16 protein-coding genes are annotated in these 17490 nt (G+C 51.9%); 11 read left to right on the top strand and 5 right to left on the bottom strand.

All coding sequences use genetic code 11. The annotated features are described in order from the left end of the window. Window positions 1–45: 45 nt before the first annotated feature. Window positions 46–408: a YibL family ribosome-associated protein gene (locus FDX14_RS05130; RefSeq protein ID WP_042311608.1), complete on the bottom strand. Its 363-nt coding sequence runs from the start codon at window positions 406–408 to the stop codon at window positions 46–48. A 292-nt stretch (window positions 409–700) separates the two neighbouring features. On the opposite strand from FDX14_RS05130, the gene FDX14_RS05125 reads away from it, so the two are divergent. Continuing rightward, complete coding sequence (locus FDX14_RS05125; RefSeq protein WP_003827334.1) at window positions 701–907, top strand: hypothetical protein; 207 nt, start codon at window positions 701–703, stop codon at window positions 905–907. A gap of 12 nt (window positions 908–919) precedes the next feature. Here the strand turns inward: FDX14_RS05125 and mtlR are convergent, their stop codons facing one another. The 3 genes from mtlR to mtlA all read right to left on the bottom strand — a co-directional run bounded on the left by mtlR (window position 920) and on the right by mtlA (window position 4792). Then, entirely contained in the window at window positions 920–1510 is a 591-nt protein-coding gene (gene mtlR / locus FDX14_RS05120; protein ID WP_005120486.1) for a mannitol operon repressor MtlR, read from the bottom strand. Then, window positions 1507–2655, bottom strand: coding sequence for a mannitol-1-phosphate 5-dehydrogenase (gene mtlD, locus FDX14_RS05115; RefSeq protein WP_137349127.1), 1149 nt, complete (start codon window positions 2653–2655; stop codon window positions 1507–1509). The genes mtlR and mtlD overlap by 4 nt, the downstream gene beginning before the upstream one ends. 220 nt (window positions 2656–2875) lie before the next feature. Further along, window positions 2876–4792 carry a PTS mannitol transporter subunit IICBA gene (gene mtlA / locus FDX14_RS05110; RefSeq protein WP_137349126.1) on the bottom strand — a complete coding sequence of 639 codons (1917 nt, stop codon included), beginning with the start codon at window positions 4790–4792 and terminating at the stop codon, window positions 2876–2878. Between the two features lie 530 nt (window positions 4793–5322). Here mtlA and FDX14_RS05100 point away from each other — a divergent pair. From FDX14_RS05100 to FDX14_RS05060, 9 genes are all read left to right on the top strand, one after another. Further along, complete coding sequence (locus FDX14_RS05100; RefSeq protein WP_042311614.1) at window positions 5323–5685, top strand: DUF3302 domain-containing protein; 363 nt, start codon at window positions 5323–5325, stop codon at window positions 5683–5685. 2 nt (window positions 5686–5687) lie between these two features. Continuing rightward, entirely contained in the window at window positions 5688–6824 is a 1137-nt protein-coding gene (locus FDX14_RS05095; RefSeq protein ID WP_042311616.1) for an HlyD family secretion protein, read from the top strand. Between the two features lie 70 nt (window positions 6825–6894). Continuing rightward, window positions 6895–7503, top strand: coding sequence for a glutathione S-transferase (locus tag FDX14_RS05090; protein WP_006687581.1), 609 nt, complete (start codon window positions 6895–6897; stop codon window positions 7501–7503). A gap of 98 nt (window positions 7504–7601) precedes the next feature. Then, complete coding sequence (gene selA / locus FDX14_RS05085) at window positions 7602–8993, top strand: L-seryl-tRNA(Sec) selenium transferase (RefSeq protein ID WP_061380923.1); 1392 nt, start codon at window positions 7602–7604, stop codon at window positions 8991–8993. Beyond that, complete coding sequence (gene selB / locus FDX14_RS05080; RefSeq protein ID WP_137349125.1) at window positions 8990–10834, top strand: selenocysteine-specific translation elongation factor; 1845 nt, start codon at window positions 8990–8992, stop codon at window positions 10832–10834. Before selA ends, selB begins: the two co-directional genes overlap by 4 nt. Window positions 10835–11022: 188 nt before the next feature. Further along, window positions 11023–12174, top strand: a complete 1152-nt coding sequence (gene yiaY, locus FDX14_RS05075; protein WP_137349124.1) for an L-threonine dehydrogenase — start codon at window positions 11023–11025, stop codon at window positions 12172–12174. A gap of 92 nt (window positions 12175–12266) precedes the next feature. Then, window positions 12267–13805: an aldehyde dehydrogenase AldB gene (gene aldB, locus FDX14_RS05070; protein WP_038635264.1), complete on the top strand. Its 1539-nt coding sequence runs from the start codon at window positions 12267–12269 to the stop codon at window positions 13803–13805. 331 nt (window positions 13806–14136) lie between these two features. Continuing rightward, entirely contained in the window at window positions 14137–14460 is a 324-nt protein-coding gene (locus FDX14_RS05065) for a DUF3302 domain-containing protein (RefSeq protein ID WP_042311625.1), read from the top strand. A 5-nt stretch (window positions 14461–14465) separates the two neighbouring features. Then, the gene (locus tag FDX14_RS05060) at window positions 14466–15602 is read left to right on the top strand and encodes an HlyD family secretion protein (RefSeq protein WP_042311628.1); all 1137 of its coding nucleotides are present in this window, start codon (window positions 14466–14468) and stop codon (window positions 15600–15602) included. Between the two features lie 16 nt (window positions 15603–15618). On the opposite strand, the gene FDX14_RS05055 is transcribed toward FDX14_RS05060, so the two are convergent. Beyond that, complete coding sequence (locus tag FDX14_RS05055; protein WP_042311631.1) at window positions 15619–16569, bottom strand: LysR family transcriptional regulator; 951 nt, start codon at window positions 16567–16569, stop codon at window positions 15619–15621. 121 nt (window positions 16570–16690) lie between these two features. On the opposite strand from FDX14_RS05055, the gene FDX14_RS05050 reads away from it, so the two are divergent. Next, window positions 16691–17431 carry a MipA/OmpV family protein gene (locus FDX14_RS05050; RefSeq protein WP_038635252.1) on the top strand — a complete coding sequence of 247 codons (741 nt, stop codon included), beginning with the start codon at window positions 16691–16693 and terminating at the stop codon, window positions 17429–17431. The last annotated feature ends 59 nt before the right edge of the window (window positions 17432–17490 follow it).

Here is a 17490-nt window from a genome sequence, read left to right as displayed (position 1 = left end):
GCGGGGCAGGAAAGACCGGGCAAACGGATGTTGCCCGGCAGGAGATCAGAACTCGGTTTTTGCAAAGCCTGTCATCTCTTTCAGGCCCATTTCACGGCCAAGTTCGGTCATCGGGTGGACGACAATCAGGCCACGTACGCTTTTCTTCAGCTTGCCCATGTCGGCCTGTTCTTTTTTGCTAATGGCACGGCGGAAGGGAAGTTTCGTTAGCTTTTGCGCTTCTTTGCTCAGCTTCTGGCCGTGGACTTCACGCAGGCGCGCGATCTCGGTTTCCAGGGTTTCTTTCTCTTTTTCCAGCTCGGCATATTTGTCTGCTGCTTCAACCAGCGACAGGTCAGCCTGCTGATGGCGGATAGCGTCCAGACGATCGCTCAGGCGTTTAATTTCGTTTTTTTCGACTTCTTTCATAGGATAGCTTCTGATAAAAATAGAATGTATATCCTATAGTATGCGCGCAGAGCGGGATTCTTCACAACAAATCGAAGATAAATAATCAAATGCCGCAAGTATTAATCAGCTAATGATAATATTACGCTTTTGATTGATAAGGAATTTTAAGCAATAAGATCGGCCATGGCGCTTTCTGTTGGCGGGTTGATAGCGAAGCACGTTTTCCTCAATATAATCGCCCAACCGATCCTAAACTTAAATGATCAACCGCGCAGGCTAAGCGTGGTTAATACATGGAGGAGGGAAGATTATGGCGAAAATAGGTGAGAATGTTTCGGTCCTTATTGATAAGACTGTTGATTTCATGGCCTCAAGCCAGGCTTTTCGCGAGTATCTGAATAAAACACCGCCGCGCAACGTTGTCCCTTCTGAAATACCGCAGGAGAATGCGCAGCTGTATCTGCAACGTCTGGCGTACTATCGACAGCTTTATCGACCGCAGCAGGAAGAGAAATAAGCCTGCATGGACTTATTTTTGAAAGGCTTTTTTTAAGCTGATTTTAGAAATCAGCTCGGTCAGGGAAAGTACCATCGTGGAGCGTACCATTTGCTGGTAGCGCTGGATCTGCATGGCGTGCAAACCTGAGTCTGAGGTATCAAACTGTGGCGGCGGCGGGAGTGCCGTCACGCAGTGAAGCTCGCCAAACGGCCCGAGAATCTCGTCGTCGGTAAACGCATATTCATTGCCGTCGTGATTCAGCTCTTCCCGCAGCGCCATCAGAAGCTCCGCATCTTCATACTCCGGGCGGCTGAGTACGCCCAGACCATAGATTAGCTTCAAACGAACCGAAAGATCGCCTAATGGACCGTCGCCGTCGAGCAACGGTTCTACGGCATATTTCACCGCATAGTCATCTTTGCGAAATACCTGAAGCACAAGGATATTCACCGCCTCAGTGAGCAGTTCTACGGCGGTGATGAGGAAGCTGCGTACGGTTTTGCCAGCATTCAGACGCTCAAGCACACGATTTTCAAAGGCCTGCGTTTGTTCCATTATTGCCTGCATATCTGACAATCTGTCATTCGGGCGCAGGCTGACCTGCGCCACATTCTCTATCATTTGGTCGCGTTATATGCGTTAACCGCCTCCGCCACCACATCACTGTTGGCATCCAGACCGGATACCTGCGCCAGCGCGGCCTGTGGACCTTTTTCGTCAATCAGCGCGGCCAGTTCCTGTGCCTGCGGATCTTCTTCACTGCGATAGTGCATTGCAGCAGCAATACCGGTAACCAGATTAACGTGCGGCAAACCATACTCCAGCGTGCCCAGCAGCGGTTTAATCAGGCGGTCGCCCGCGCTCAGTTTACGCAGCGGCTGACGTCCTACGCGCTCAACATCATCTTTCAGATACGGGTTTTCAAAACGACCGAGGATTTTCTGAATGTATGCTGCATGTTTAGCTGCATCAAAGCCATAGCGTTTGATCAGTACCGCGCCGCTCTCTTCCATCGCACCTTTGACCACTGCGCGGATTTTCTCGTCGAGAATCGCGTCACGGATGGTCTGATGACCGGTCAATTTTCCGAGGTACGCGGTTATAGCATGCCCGGTGTTCAGCGTGAAGAGTTTACGTTCGACAAATGCCATCAGGTTATCAGTTAATTCCATTCCCGGGATGTTTGGCAGCTCGCCTTTGAACTGCGTTTGGTCGACAATCCCCTCGCTGAATGTTTCAACGGTAACTTCCAGCGGATCGTTGGTCGCAGAAGCAGATGGCGGCACGATGCGATCCACGGCGGAATCGACAAAGCCAACATGTTCTTCAACCCAGCCTTTGTCTTCATCTGCCAGCGCGTTCATGACGTGGCCTTTCAGCTGTGTGGTTCCGCGCACCATGTTTTCACAGGCAATGATATTCAACGGGGTAGAGATGCCCTGCGCTTTGCGTTTTACCAGCCCTTTAGCGATGGCCGGAGCGATACGCTCAAGCACAACCGGACCCACGGCAGTGGTGATTAAATCAACGTGGGCAATCAGGTCGACGACATCATCGCCGATGCTGCTGACGGCGTTGACGCCGGAAACGGTATCAACCTGCTCGTTTTCACCTACAACATGAACCTGATAGCTATGACGGGCATTCAGGGCATCGAGCACGACCTGGTTTACATCCGCAAACGTCAGCTGTATCCCCGCGTCCGCCAGCAGTTTGCCGATAAAGCCACGACCGATATTACCTGCGCCAAAATGTAATGCTTTCATAGTATTAACCTTCATTAATGTTTTTACCCAAGAGGGCTGGGGTGAGGCTTTTCCCTCAACCTAACCCTCTCCACAAGGGAGAGGATATCGCCTTCATATTTCGAACTGCAGATGCGTTGGCTCTCCTCGCTCACCCCAGTCACGTACTTATGTACGCTCCTGGGGATTCACTGTGTTGCCGCCTTCCTGCAGCTCGAACTATTTTGGGGATACTTAACTGTTAAGCTTTTTTACCTGCCAGCAGTTCCAGAACTTCATCCACGCTGGTGGTATGGGCCAGACGTTCGATCACGGATTCATCATCCAGCGCGTTGGTCAGGCTGGTGATGACCTGGATGTGCTCATTGTTACGTGCGGCGATACCAATGACCAGACGGGCAATATCGTCTTCTTCTTCACCGAAGCGTACGCCTTCCGGGTACTGGCAGAACACCACGCCGGTTTTCAGCACGCGATCTTTGGCTTCTACCGTACCGTGCGGTACTGCGATGGATTCACCGAGGTAAGTCGGCGTCAGTTTTTCGCGGTCCAGCATGGCATCGACGTATTCCGGCTCAACATAGCCGCCTTTCACCAGTTGTTCACCGGCAAAGCGAATCGCTTCTTCTTTGTTAGCGGCTTTCCGGCCAAGGAAGATATTTTCCGCACCCAGTTTGAACAGGTGGGTATCACCCTCATCAAAGCTGTCTTTCAGATGATCGCGGACTTTCTCTTCGTTCACGTTGTGGCGCTGTGCAGCGACCAGACGTTCGGTCAGGCTGGTATACAGACCGCTGTCGAGGAAGTTAGTCAGCGAGATGTGCTGTGCCTGAGGCACCTGACGCATCGCACGTTCGGTCAGGTCACGGTGGGTAATGACCAGATCCACATCCGGCGGCAGATTGTTAATCGCGCTGTTGGTGACGGAAATCTGAGACAGACCCGCATCCTGCACTTTCTTACGCAATACGCCTGCGCCCATGGCGCTGGAACCCATACCGGCATCGCAAGCCACGATGATTTTACGTACATGGCTCAGGTCGTTGGTTACGTCGCCAGCCGCCAGCGGAGATGCGCCTTTAGATTCCGCTTTCATGTCCTGCATACGACGGGTCGCCGCATCAATATCGTCTTCTTCTTTCACTTTGCTGGTTTTCAGCAGAATGGCTGAGACCACAAAGGAGACCGCCATGGCGGCACAGATAGCAGCGATGTTGGCGAAGTAAGCGCCTTTTGGCGTCATCGCCAGTACGGCCAGAATCGAGCCAGGAGAAGCCGGAGAAACCAGACCGCCGTTCAGGATGGTCAGGGTGAATACGCCAGTCATACCGCCAAGGATAACGGCCAGGATCAGACGTGGGTTCATCAGCACGTACGGGAAGTAAATTTCGTGGATACCGCCCAGGAAGTGGATGATAGCCGCGCCGCCCGCAGACTGCTTAGCGCTGCCGCGACCAAAGAACATGTACGCCAGCAGGACGCCCATACCCGGACCTGGGTTAGCTTCAATCAGGAAGAAGATGGATTTGCCCATCTCATGGGACTGCTGAATACCCAGCGGTGAGAAAATACCGTGGTTGATGGCGTTGTTGAGGAACAGGATTTTTGCCGGTTCAACGAAGATAGACGCCAGCGGCAGCATGTCATGGACAACCATGAAGTTAACGCCTGCCGCCAGAATTTTGGACAGACCTTCAACCAATGGGCCAATGCCGAGGAAAGCCAGGATGGCGAGGATCATACCGATGATGCCTGCGGAGAAGTTATTCACCAGCATCTCAAAACCGGATTTGATCTTACCGTCTACCCAGTTATCGAATTTCTTGATGCAGTAGCCGCCCAGCGGGCCTGCGATCATGGAGCCAAGGAACATCGGCATATCCGCACCGACGATAACGCCCATGGTGGTGATAGCACCAACCACGCCGCCACGCTCACCGCCTACCAACTTACCACCGGTATAACCGATCAGCAGCGGCAGCAGATAGGTGATCATCGGACCGACCAGCTTCGCCAGCGTTTCGTTCGGCAACCACCCTGTCGGAATGAATAATGCGGTGATAATACCCCACGCGATAAACGCGCCGATATTTGGCATCACCATATTGCTGAGGAATCGACCAAAGCTTTGCACCTTGATCTTAATATCGGATGACATAAAAACACCCCTTCTTATGTTTGCTATCGCGCAGGCTGAAAGCCCGAGGTTTGTTAATGTAGCGGCAGGAGGTAGCCGGACCCTGTAGATACTGCGAAATCTGGCACTGAATCGTTCAACTGTCCAGTCGACGGCCTTTTATGTGATGTTTGTCACGTAAATATAGGGTGTGTGGCGCTAGTTAATGTGACTCCAATCACAAAACACCGGTACAAAAAAACATCACAGCGCAAGAAATCGCTAAAAATGGCGGTTAAATGTGAACTTGTTCACGTTTTTGTATTTGCTGTTTGTTGGATTTTTGTGATGTGATTCACAAAGTATTTTTGTCTCGGTTTAACCAAATGTGATCTGCGACGGGTTCTGGAACTCACATTTTTCTTGCCAAATAAAGCAACTTAAAACCAGAAAAAATATTTTTTTTATGGTATGGCGAAAACCGCAAACTGCAGTTATGTTCAAAGCATCAGCCAGGATGCATACGGCTGCCGGCATAAAAAAACTCTAATTAGCGTGAATTCGAGGCAGGTATGTTTCTAAATTATTTCGCGTTAGGCGTGCTGATCTTCGTTTTTCTGGTTCTGTTTTACGGAATCATCGCCATCCATGACATTCCCTATAACATCGCTAAAAAGCGCAACCATCCCCACGCCGATGCTATCCACACGGCAGGGTGGGTAAGTCTTTTTACGTTGCATGTTATTTGGCCGTTCCTGTGGATTTGGGCCACGCTCTACCAGCCCGAAAAGGGGTGGGGAATGCAGTCGCACATCACGCCGACCGGAAAGGAACCTGACCCTGAGATAGCCGTGCTGGCAGCGCGCATCGCCCAGTTGGAAAAAAAGCTGGATGGGGAAAAAAGAATCGATAACTCCACCTTTCCGGAGATTTAATCATGGATTTGTTAATTGTCCTGACTTATGTGGCATTCGCCTGGGCCATCTTTAAAATATTCCGTATTCCGGTAAACCAGTGGACGCTTGCCACCGCAGCATTAGGTGGGGTGTTTATTGTTGCGGGACTCATCTTATTAATGAACTATAACCATCCATATACCTTTACGGCGCAAAAAGCGGTTATTTCAATTCCCGTCACCCCACAGGTCACAGGAATTGTTAGTGAGGTGACAGATAAAAATAATCAGCTGATTAAAAAAGGCGAAGTGTTATTTAAACTCGATCCTGTGCGTTATCAGGCGCGGGTTGACAGACTCCAGGCTGACCTGGTCACCGCGACCCACAATATCGACAATTTGAAAGCGCAACTGTTGGAAGCGGTCGCGAATACCACTCGCGTGTCTGCGGAACGTGACCGCCTGTATAAAGATTATCAGCGTTATTTGAAGGGTAGTCAGGCGAAGGTTAACCCGTTTTCCGAAAGTGATATCGACAATGCCCGCCAGAACTATCTGGCTCAGGATGCGCTGGTGAAAGGCTCAGTAGCGGAACAGACCCAGATTCAGAGCCAGTTAGACAGTATGGTCAATGGTGAGCAATCCCAGGTTGCCTCCCTGCGCGCCCAGCTTGCCGAAGCCAAATATAATCTTGAGCAGACCGTTGTGCGTGCGCCCAGCAACGGTTACGTGACGCAGGTGCTTATTCGCCCGGGGACTTACGCCGCCGCGTTGCCTCTGCGACCAGTTATGGTATTTATTCCTGAACAAAAACGGCTAATCGTGGCGCAATTTCGCCAGAACTCACTGCTGCGTCTTGAGCCGGGCGATGAAGCCGAAGTGGTATTCAACGCGCTGCCAGGCCAGGTGTTCAGCGGCAAACTAACCAGTATCCTTCCCGTTGTGCCGGGAGGTTCTTATCAGGCGCAGGGGGCATTACAGTCCTTAACGGTGGTGCCGGGGACCGATGGCGTATTGGCAACCATTGAACTGGATCCGAATGCCGATGTGGAGGCGCTGCCGGACGGTATCTATGCCCAGGTGGCGGTCTATTCCGACCATTTCGCCCACGTGTCGGTGATGCGTAAAGTGCTGCTGCGCATGACCAGCTGGATGCATTATCTTTATTTGGATCATTGAGAACGTCATCACCTGCCATTTGCGCTGTCCTGAGCCATACTGATATTTTTGTTGGCAAAAAGGACCCGGCATGAAACTCATTGGCAGCTATACCAGCCCTTTTGTGCGTAAAATTTCTATTCTGTTACTGGAAAAGGGCATCACCTTCGAATTTGTAAATGAACTCCCCTACAACGCGGATAGCGGCGTGGCGCGCTATAACCCGTTAGGAAAAGTGCCCGCGCTGGTTACTGATGAGGGTGAGTATTGGTTTGATTCTCCAATCATCGCGGAATACATAGAGCTGCTGGATATTGCGCCAGCTATGTTGCCGCGTGAACCGCTGGCGGCGCTGAAGGTACGGCAGTTGGAGGCGCTGGCAGACGGCATTATGGATGCCGGTTTAGTCTCGGTACGCGAACAGGCTCGCCCCGCCGCACAGCAGTCAGAAACAGAGTTGTTACGCCAGCGGGAGAAGATCACCCGCAGTCTGGATGTGCTGGAAGGCTATCTGGCGGACGGTACGCTGAAAACTGATACGGTTAACCTGGCCACCATTGCGATTGCCTGCGCTGTCGGCTATCTCAATTTCCGTCGGGTCGCGCCCGGCTGGTGTGTGGACCGCCCGCGTCTGGTCAAACTGGTGGAAACGCTCTTTCAGCGCGAAAGTTTTGCCCGTACGGAACCGCCAAAGGCTTGATACACGTTATGTCCGCCTGAGCAAAGTCACGATACAATCCTTCCTATATCGATATCCCTCTCCACGGTGGAGAGGGCCACCAACAGCCAGGCCCTTTCATGACAACCGACATGCGTTCACTCTACAGCCAGCTTCCTGCTATCGATCGTTTATTGCGCGATAGCGCTTTCTCAGCCTTACGTGAATCCCACGGTCATACCCGGGTAGTTGACCTGCTACGTCATATGCTCGACGAAGCCAGAGAAGCCATTCGCGACGCCCACGCGCTCCCGGCATGGTGTGAGGACTGGGCGCAAGAAGCCAGAGCCAGGCTGGAAAGAGAATCGCAAAGCGCGCTGCGTCCAGTGATTAACCTGACCGGAACGGTGCTGCATACTAACCTGGGTCGTGCGTTGCAGGCCGAGGAAGCCATCGATGCGGTGGTGCAGGCGATGCGCACGCCGGTGACGCTGGAATACAGCCTGGATGATGCCGGGCGCGGACATCGGGATCGGGCGTTGGCGGATTTACTCTGTCGCCTGACGGGGGCCGAAGACGCTTGTATCGTGAATAACAATGCGGCAGCGGTGCTGCTGATGCTGGCCGCCACGGCTAACGGCAAAGAGGTGGTCGTTTCGCGCGGTGAACTGGTGGAAATTGGCGGCGCGTTTCGTATTCCTGATGTGATGTGTCAGGCCGGATGTATGCTGCGCGAAGTGGGGACCACCAACCGCACCCACGCGAAAGATTACCGCCAGGCGGTGAATGAAAATACCGGCCTGCTGATGAAGGTGCACACCAGTAATTACAGCATCGAAGGCTTTACGAAGTCGGTGGATGAGGCTGAGCTGGCCGCCATTGGCCGGGAGCTGGATGTACCTGTGGTGGCGGATCTCGGCAGCGGTTCGCTGGTCGATCTCAGCCAGTATGGTTTGCCGCAGGAGCCAATGCCGCAGCAACTGATTGCCGCAGGCGTGAGTCTGGTGAGCTTCTCTGGCGACAAACTGCTGGGCGGGCCGCAGGCCGGGATTATCGTCGGTAAAAAAGAGATGATCGCCCGCTTGCAGAGCCATCCGCTGAAACGTGCGTTACGGGCAGATAAAATGACGCTGGCGGCGCTGGAAGCAACGCTGCGTCTGTATCTGCACCCGGAAGCGCTGGCGGCGAAGCTGCCGACATTACGCCAGCTCACTCGCTCGCAAGAGGCGATTTACGCACAGGCCCAGCAATTACAGGCGCAGCTTGCCGATCGTTACAGCGACGAGTTTGCTTTGAATGTGATGCCTTGCCTGTCGCAGATTGGTAGCGGTTCGTTGCCTGTTGACAGGTTACCCAGCGCGGCATTGACCTTTACCCCGCATGACGGGCGCGGTAGCCGCCTCGACGCACTGGCCGCCCGCTGGCGTGCGCTGCCCGTGCCGATCATTGGGCGAATTTATGATGGCCGCATGTGGCTGGATCTGCGCTGCCTTGAAGACGAGACCCGGTTTATGGAGATGATGCTGAAATGATTATTGCGACCGCCGGACACGTTGACCACGGAAAAACAACGTTATTACAGGCAATTACGGGCGTGAATGCCGACCGTCTGCCGGAGGAAAAAAAGCGTGGCATGACCATCGATCTCGGCTATGCCTACTGGCCGCAGCCGGATGGGCAGGTGTTGGGGTTTATTGATGTTCCCGGACACGAAAAGTTTTTGTCCAACATGCTGGCGGGTGTAGGCGGTATCGACCACGCGCTGCTGGTCGTCGCCTGTGATGACGGCGTGATGGCGCAAACGCGTGAACATTTGCAAATTCTGCAACTGACGGGCAATCCGCAAATCACCGTGGCGCTCACAAAAGCCGATCGCGTGGATGAGGAACGCATCAATACGGTGCGTGAAGAGGTACACACCACGCTGGAGAACTATGGTTTTGCCGATGCGGCTCTGTTTGTGACTGCCGCCAGTGAAGGCCGTGGGATCGAAGAACTGCGCGACCATTTATTGCAATTAACCTCACGCGAGCATGCCCGCGATCACAGCTTCCGCCTGGCGATTGACCGTGCTTTTACGGTCAAGGGCGCAGGGCTGGTGGTGACCGGGACGGCGCTCAGCGGTGAAGTGAATGTCGGGGATACGCTGTGGCTGACGGGCGTCAATAAGCCAATGCGCGTACGTAGCCTGCATGCGCAAAACCAGGCTACTGAGCATGCTCATGCCGGGCAGCGTATTGCGCTGAATATTGCCGGTGATGCGCAAAAAGAAGAGCTTAACCGCGGCGACTGGCTGCTTTCCGATGTCCCGCCAGAGGCTTTTAACCGCGTGATTGTCTCTTTAGAACATGCCGCGCCGCTGACGCAGTGGCAACCGCTGCATATTCACCACGCGGCCAGCCATGTCACCGGGCGCATCTCACTGCTTGAAGGAACGCTGGCGGAACTGGTGTTTGATACACCGTTGTGGCTCGCCGATAACGACCGCCTGGTGCTGCGCGATATTTCTGCCCGCACGACGCTGGCTGGCGCACGCGTCGTCACGCTCAACCCACCGCGCCGCGGAAAGCGTAAACCGGAATATCTGCAGTGGCTGTCGGCGCTCGAAAATGCACGCACCGACGGCGACGCCCTGGCGTTGCATCTGACGCGTGGGGCGGTGAATATTCCTGACTTTGCCTGGGCGCGCCAGCTCAACGGCAATGGGATGCGCCCGTTGATTGAGCAACATGGTTTTATTCAGGCGGGGTACAGCCTGTTGAATGCGCCCGTTGCCGCGCGCTGGCAGCGAAAAGTCCTCGATACGCTGGCGACCTATCACGAACAGCACCGTGATGAGCCAGGGCCAGGGCGCGAACGTCTGCGTCGTATGGCGTTGCCGATGGAAGACGAAGCGCTGGTCTTGCTGCTGATTGAAAAGATGCGCGAGAGTGGTGCCATCCATAGCCATCATGGCTGGCTGCATTTGCCGGATCATAAGGCGGGTTTCAGCGATGAGCAGCAGGCAATCTGGCTAAAAGCAGAACCGCTTTTTGGCGATGAGCCGTGGTGGGTGCGCGATCTGGCAAAACAGACGGGTACGGATGAGCAAATGATGCGCGTGGCATTACGACAAGCGGCGCAGCAAGGCATTATTACTGCGATCGTGAAAGATCGTTATTACCGTAACGATCGGATTGTGGCCTTCGCCAACATGATCCGCGAACTGGATCAGGAGAAAGGATCGACCTGCGCCGCCGATTTTCGCGACAGGCTTAATGTGGGGCGTAAATTAGCTATCCAGATTCTGGAATATTTTGACCGGATTGGTTTTACGCGTCGTCGCGGAAATGATCATTTATTACGCGATGCATTACTGTTTCCTGAAAAATAATGAAACAATTAATTCAGAAATCAAATGAATTAATACAATATATATATTGATTGAAATCAGCACATTAGATTATGAACCTAATGTGCTCTTTTATTCTGAATGTTATTAAAATAACAACCTCGATCATATTTTGTTGGAAATTTCACACGTATGCTTCCTGACTCTTTTGAGTAATTAAGGATCGTACAATGGCTGCTTCAACATTTTTTATTCCTTCCGTGAATGTAATCGGCGCTGATTCATTAAAAGATGCGATGAAAACCATGGCTGAATATGGTTTTCGCCGCACGCTAATTGTCACGGATGCCATGTTGACCAAATTAGGTATGGCTGGTGAGATTCAAAAGGCATTACAGGAACATGGTATTTTCAGCGTAATTTACGATGGTACGCATCCTAACCCCACGACCAGCAACGTTGCTGCTGGCCTGAAAATGCTGAAAGAAAACGACTGCGATAGCGTTATTTCTCTCGGCGGCGGTTCGCCACACGATTGTGCGAAAGGTATCGCGCTGGTGGCCGCTAACGGTGGCTATATCGGTGATTACGAAGGCGTTGACCGCTCTGCAAAACCGCAGTTGCCGATGATTGCCATTAACACCACGGCGGGTACAGCATCTGAAATGACCCGTTTCTGCATCATTACCGATGAAGAACGCCATATTAAAATGGCGATTGTCGACAAGCACGTCACTCCGCTGCTGTCGGTCAATGACTCCTCGCTGATGGTCGGTATGCCGAAATCTCTGACGGCGGCCACCGGTATGGATGCGTTGACCCACGCTATCGAAGCCTACGTTTCTATTGCTGCGACCCCGATTACCGATGCGTGTGCGCTGAAAGCGGTCACCATGATTGCGGAAAACCTGCCAGTTGCCGTTGAAGATGGCAGCAATGCTCAGGCGCGTGAAGCCATGGCTTATGCGCAATTCCTTGCAGGTATGGCATTTAACAACGCCTCTTTGGGTTACGTGCACGCCATGGCGCACCAGTTGGGTGGCTTCTACGATCTGCCACACGGTGTATGTAACGCCGTGCTGCTGCCGCATGTGCAGGTTTTCAACAGCAAAGTTGCTGCCGCTCGTCTGCGTGATTGCGCGGCTGCGATGGGCGTTAACGTTGCTGGACTGAGTGCAGAGCAAGGGGCGGAAGCCTGTATCGCGGCGATCCGTGAACTGGCGCAGAAAGTGAATATTCCGGCTGGTCTGCGTGAGCTAAACGTGAAGGAAGAAGATTTTGCCGTTCTGGCGACCAATGCCCTGAAAGATGCCTGTGGTTTCACTAATCCGATTCAGGCGACACATGAAGAAATCATGGCGATTTATCGTGCTGCGATGTAATTCGTGATACCTGTCGTAAAGCAGTAAAAGGCTGGCGAATTATTCGCCAGCCCCGTCTACCCTTGTAGTACCCCTACAGCAAGGAGACGGTCATGACCAATAACCCCCCTTCAACGCGTATTTATCCCGGCGAGTATGGTTACCCTCTGAAGTTAAAAGCCCGATACGATAACTTTATCGGCGGAGACTGGGTCGCGCCGGTGGACGGCGAGTATTACCAAAACCTGACGCCGGTCACCGGGCAATTGCTGTGCGAAGTGGCCTCTTCCGGTAAGAAGGATATCGATCTGGCACTGGATGCCGCGCACAAAATAAAAGATAAATGGGCGCAAACATCCGTACAGGACAGAGCGGCGATTCTGTTCAAAATCGCCGATCGTATGGAACAAAACCTGGAGCTGCTGGCGACGGCAGAAACCTGGGATAACGGTAAGCCCATCCGTGAAACCAGCGCGGCAGACGTGCCGCTGGCGATTGACCATTTCCGCTATTTCGCCTCCTGTATTCGTGCGCAGGAAGGGGGGATCAGCGAGGTTGATAGTGAGACCGTGGCTTATCATTTCCATGAGCCTCTTGGCGTGGTCGGGCAAATTATCCCGTGGAACTTCCCGCTGCTAATGGCCAGTTGGAAGATGGCGCCCGCGCTGGCGGCGGGTAACTGCGTGGTGCTTAAACCTGCGCGCCTGACGCCGCTGTCTGTGCTGCTGCTGATGGAGGTCATCGGCGATCTGCTCCCGCCTGGTGTCGTGAACGTGGTAAACGGCGCGGGTGGGGAAATCGGTGAGTATCTGGCGACGTCTAAACGTATCGCAAAAGTGGCGTTTACCGGCTCAACGGAAGTCGGCCAGCAGATCATGCAGTATGCCACGCAGAACATTATTCCCGTCACGCTGGAGCTGGGTGGGAAATCGCCCAATATCTTCTTCGCGGACGTGATGGATGAAGAAGATGCGTTCTTTGACAAAGCGCTGGAAGGCTTTGCGCTATTTGCCTTTAACCAGGGCGAAGTGTGTACCTGTCCGAGCCGCGCGCTGGTGCAGGAATCCATTTACGAACGCTTTATGGAAAGAGCCATTCGCCGGGTGGAGAGCATCCGCAGCGGCAACCCGTTAGACAGCGTGACACAAATGGGGGCGCAGGTTTCACATGGTCAACTGGAAACCATTCTGAATTACATCGATATTGGTAAGAAAGAAGGGGCGGATGTCCTGACCGGTGGACGGCGCAAGCAGCTGGATGGTGAGTTAAAGGAGGGGTACTACCTCGAACCGACCATTCTGTTTGGCAAGAACAATATGCGGGTTTTCCAGGAGGAGATCTTCGGCCCGGTACTGGCTGTTACGACCTTTAAAACCATGGACGAAGCGCTGGAAATTGCCAATGACACCCAATATGGACTTGGCGCTGGCGTCTGGAGCCGTAACGGAAATCTCGCGTACAAGATGGGCCGCGGGATTCAGGCGGGGCGTGTCTGGACCAACTGCTACCATGCTTATCCGGCACATGCGGCGTTCGGCGGCTATAAGCAGTCGGGCATTGGGCGCGAGACACACAAAATGATGCTTGAGCATTATCAACAAACCAAATGCCTGCTGGTGAGCTACTCGGATAAACCGCTGGGGCTGTTTTAATATCCCGTCACTTACTGCCCGGTCGCATTTAGCGTACCGGGCATCAAGTTATGTCCTGCAGCTTAAAGTATGAAAAATATACCCTATGGATTTCGTGTTGCTTCGAGGCGGTAAGAGAGGGAATCTCCAGGAGCTTACTCCGGTAAGTGACTGGGGTGAACGTACGCAACCAACAAAGAAGCAGTTCGAAAGACGACGGGTATATAGAAAGTCATATATCGTTATATAAATAACCCCATTGCATCCAATCTGGTCATTCCACTACTATTATCAACTCTATTTTTTAAATAAATAGCAGCCAAGTTCTTTAATTTAAATCCCTGAGGCAAATATGTTCCTTGATTATTTTGCATTAGGAGTGCTTATTTTTGTATTCCTGGTCATTTTTTACGGGATTATTATTCTGCATGATATTCCCTATCTCATTGCAAAGAAACGTAACCATCCTCATGCCGACGCTATACATGTTGCGGGCTGGGTTAGCTTGTTTACCTTACATGTTATTTGGCCCTTTTTATGGATCTGGGCAACGCTTTATCGCCCGGAGCGCGGGTGGGGTATGCAGAGCGCGGATTCTTCCCTGATCCAGCTTCAGGCGCGGGTTGCCGATCTGGAAAAGAAACTGGGTGAGGTTAAGACCTCTCCGGCGGAGTAATATCGATGGATTTACTGATTGTTCTGACCTATGTGGCATGCGCATGGTCGATATTTAAAATTTTTAAAATTCCTGTAAATAAATGGACGGTACCCACTGCGGCATTGGGTGGTATTTTCATTGTTTGCGGACTTATATTACTGATGAATTATAACCATCCGTATACCTTTAAGGCGCAAAAAGCGGTAATTTCTATTCCCGTGGTGCCGCAGGTCACGGGTGTTGTAACGGAAGTGACGGATAAGAAGAATACGCTGATCAAAAAAGGCGAAGTTCTGTTTAAACTTAATCCAGGACGTTATCAGGCGCGGGTTGATCGTCTGAAAGCCGACATTGTCACCGCTCAGCATAAAGAGCAGGCGCTGGTTGCGCAGCTAGACGAAATGAAAGCTAATACGCAGCGGGCAAAGGCGACGCGTGACAAGCTGGCAAAAGATTACCAGCGCTATGCGCAGGGGAGTCAGGCGAAGGTCAACCCTTTTTCTGAACGCGATATCGATGCGGCTCGTCAAAACTATCTGGCGCAGGAAGCATCGGTGAAATCGTCTATTGCGGAGCAACAGCAAATCCAGAGCCAGTTAGACAGCCTGGTACTGGGTGAAAATTCGCAAATTGCCAGCCTGAAGGCACAACTCGCCGAAGCGGAGTTTAACCTTGACCAGACCGTGGTTCGTGCGCCCAGCGATGGTTACGTTACGCAGGTGCTGATGCGCCCCGGAACCTATGCCGCCGCGCTGCCTATGCGTCCGGTGATGGTGTTTATCCCGGAACAGAAACGGCAAATTATCGCCCAGTTCCGTCAAAACTCGCTGCTGCGACTGGAGCCAGGCGATGAAGCAGAAGTGGTGTTTAACGCCCTGCCGGGGAAGGTATTTAGCGGCAAACTGGCTGCTATCAGCCCGGCTGTACCGGGTGGTACATACCAGTCGAACGGGGCGTTGCAATCATTAAACTCTACGCCCGGTTCAGAAGGGGTGATCGCCACGATTGAACTGAACGACAATGCGGACGTGAGCGCGTTACCTGATGGGATTTACGCCCAGGTCGCCGTTTACTCTGACCACTTCGAACATGTGTCAATCATGCGCAAAGTCTTGTTGCGGATGACCAGTTGGGTGCATTACCTGTATCTCGACCACTAGGTGCAGGCTATTTTGCTTACTCAGACAGCTGTAGCGTCTGAGTAAGCTGCTGACGTATCTCCGCTAACATTGCGTCGAGAATAAACTGTACACGCCAGGGCTGATATTCACGCTTGCGGAAAATCGCCACCAAATCCAGCCACCATTCGTGCTGTTCGGAGAAACAGGGAACCAACAATCCGGACTGAACATCTTTTTGTATACTCGCATAAGGCGCAAAAACAATGCCCAGATGATTACGCGCCAGCGCCAGCGCGGATTGCGTATTGTCACAGACGTAGTTTCCGGTCACCCGATAATCATGCATTTCCTTGCCGCCCGCGGAGCTGAAGCGCCAGATATTGGCCTCATCAATCATCATGGAATCGATTAAAATACAGGAATGATTTTCCAGCTCATCAGGGCTGTTAATGGGATGCTGTTTGATATATTCAGGGCTGGCAAACGCCATCACTGCATATTTGGTAATAAAGCTGGCGACCAGTGATTCATCTTTAGGATGCGCATAGGTAATTAAAACGTCACAATCATCCGGGAAGTCTACACCTTCATAAAATGCTTTCCGTTCAAGATTGCAGGTTTTCAGCGAGAGAGTAATACCACCGATATCCTGAATTTTTGCAATAACATGTTGCGATAAGTAAGCAATAATTCCGGTTGGTGCATATACCGTTACCTTGCCACGTTTTTCATGCTTATAATCAGCGATGAAACTATTTAGCTGATCGTTTCTGTCCAGCATGTCATTGATGTAAGGTAGCAGCGCTACACCAAAGGGCGTCAGGGTCAACTGTCGGGTGGTGCGATCAAATACCTTTAGCCCAACTTTTGATTCAAAATCAGCAAGGTACTTGCTGACATTAGCCTGTGCGATGCCGAGAACCGTAGCGGCATGACTGATGTTTTCACTGGCAGCAATTACCGAAATAATCTTCAGTTCCCGGTGTTTGAGTTGTAATTTGTTCATCGCCAAACCCAATATATATATGTTTGTATATATTACTATATAAATATGGAAGTTGCATCGATGAAATTGTAAGCATTATTATGCACCCGCTTTGTGGCTTATTTTAAAATGGAATGTTGGCATGTTAATTAAACGCAATATTGTGGCGCTGTTCGCCTTTTCTTTTATGGCGAGTGCAACTGCCGCAGAGTTTTCTATTGGCGGTGGCGCTGTATATAATGAATCTCCTTATCGTGGATATAATGATAATGTTCATGCAGTACCGCTTATCAGTTATGAAAGTGAATCATTTTATTTTAGGCAAACAACGTTAGGCTATATTCTTTCAAAAAGTGAAAGTAATGAATTTAGCATTACTGCTTCTTACATGCCGCTTGAGTTTGATCCCGGTGATAACGACGATCATGCGATGAAGCAGCTGGACAAGCGTGATGCAACCGCGATGGCGGGTGCCGCATGGTATCACCATGAAAAATGGGGCAGCGTGAAGGTCTCTGCCGCAGCGGATGTGCTGGATAACAGCAATGGCTGGGTGGCGGAAATGTCTATGTTCCGCCAAATGCCAATGGGCAAGCTGACGCTGACGCCGGCGATTGGCGTGCTCTACTATGACGAAAACTTCAACGAATATTACTACGGCATCTCTGGCAATGAATCCCGCCGTAGTGGGTTATCAAGCTACTCCCCAGGGGACAGCTGGACACCGTATGTTGGCCTGTCCGCTAAATACGCGTTGACCAGCAACCTGACGCTGCTGGCCAGCGCCAACTATAGCGTGCTGCCGGATGACATTAAAAATAGCCCGATGGTTGATCGCGATGACAGCTTTACCTTGATGTCCGGTCTGACCTGGCGTTTCTGATTCTCACCCGTTTGTCCTCAGGGAGGAGGGCAATCTTTTCATGATGCTTTGACGGATGG

The sequence above is a fragment of the Citrobacter sp. wls710 genome (assembly GCF_005281115.1).
GTDB lineage: Bacteria > Pseudomonadota > Gammaproteobacteria > Enterobacterales > Enterobacteriaceae > Citrobacter > Citrobacter werkmanii.
This window is presented reverse-complemented; position numbering and strand designations above follow the sequence as displayed.

Coding starts and splice junctions, on each gene's coding strand:
- yiaY (WP_137349124.1), top strand. CDS start 11,023: ATGGCTGCTTCAACATTTTTTATTCCTTCCGTGAATGTAATCGGCGCT.
- mtlA (WP_137349126.1), bottom strand. CDS start 4,792: ATGTCATCCGATATTAAGATCAAGGTGCAAAGCTTTGGTCGATTCCTC.
- mtlD (WP_137349127.1), bottom strand. CDS start 2,655: ATGAAAGCATTACATTTTGGCGCAGGTAATATCGGTCGTGGCTTTATC.
- FDX14_RS05125 (WP_003827334.1), top strand. CDS start 701: ATGGCGAAAATAGGTGAGAATGTTTCGGTCCTTATTGATAAGACTGTT.
- mtlR (WP_005120486.1), bottom strand. CDS start 1,510: ATGATAGAGAATGTGGCGCAGGTCAGCCTGCGCCCGAATGACAGATTG.
- FDX14_RS05090 (WP_006687581.1), top strand. CDS start 6,895: ATGAAACTCATTGGCAGCTATACCAGCCCTTTTGTGCGTAAAATTTCT.
- FDX14_RS05095 (WP_042311616.1), top strand. CDS start 5,688: ATGGATTTGTTAATTGTCCTGACTTATGTGGCATTCGCCTGGGCCATC.
- FDX14_RS05050 (WP_038635252.1), top strand. CDS start 16,691: ATGTTAATTAAACGCAATATTGTGGCGCTGTTCGCCTTTTCTTTTATG.
- selB (WP_137349125.1), top strand. CDS start 8,990: ATGATTATTGCGACCGCCGGACACGTTGACCACGGAAAAACAACGTTA.
- FDX14_RS05060 (WP_042311628.1), top strand. CDS start 14,466: ATGGATTTACTGATTGTTCTGACCTATGTGGCATGCGCATGGTCGATA.
- FDX14_RS05130 (WP_042311608.1), bottom strand. CDS start 408: ATGAAAGAAGTCGAAAAAAACGAAATTAAACGCCTGAGCGATCGTCTG.
- FDX14_RS05100 (WP_042311614.1), top strand. CDS start 5,323: ATGTTTCTAAATTATTTCGCGTTAGGCGTGCTGATCTTCGTTTTTCTG.
- selA (WP_061380923.1), top strand. CDS start 7,602: ATGACAACCGACATGCGTTCACTCTACAGCCAGCTTCCTGCTATCGAT.
- FDX14_RS05065 (WP_042311625.1), top strand. CDS start 14,137: ATGTTCCTTGATTATTTTGCATTAGGAGTGCTTATTTTTGTATTCCTG.
- aldB (WP_038635264.1), top strand. CDS start 12,267: ATGACCAATAACCCCCCTTCAACGCGTATTTATCCCGGCGAGTATGGT.
- FDX14_RS05055 (WP_042311631.1), bottom strand. CDS start 16,569: ATGAACAAATTACAACTCAAACACCGGGAACTGAAGATTATTTCGGTA.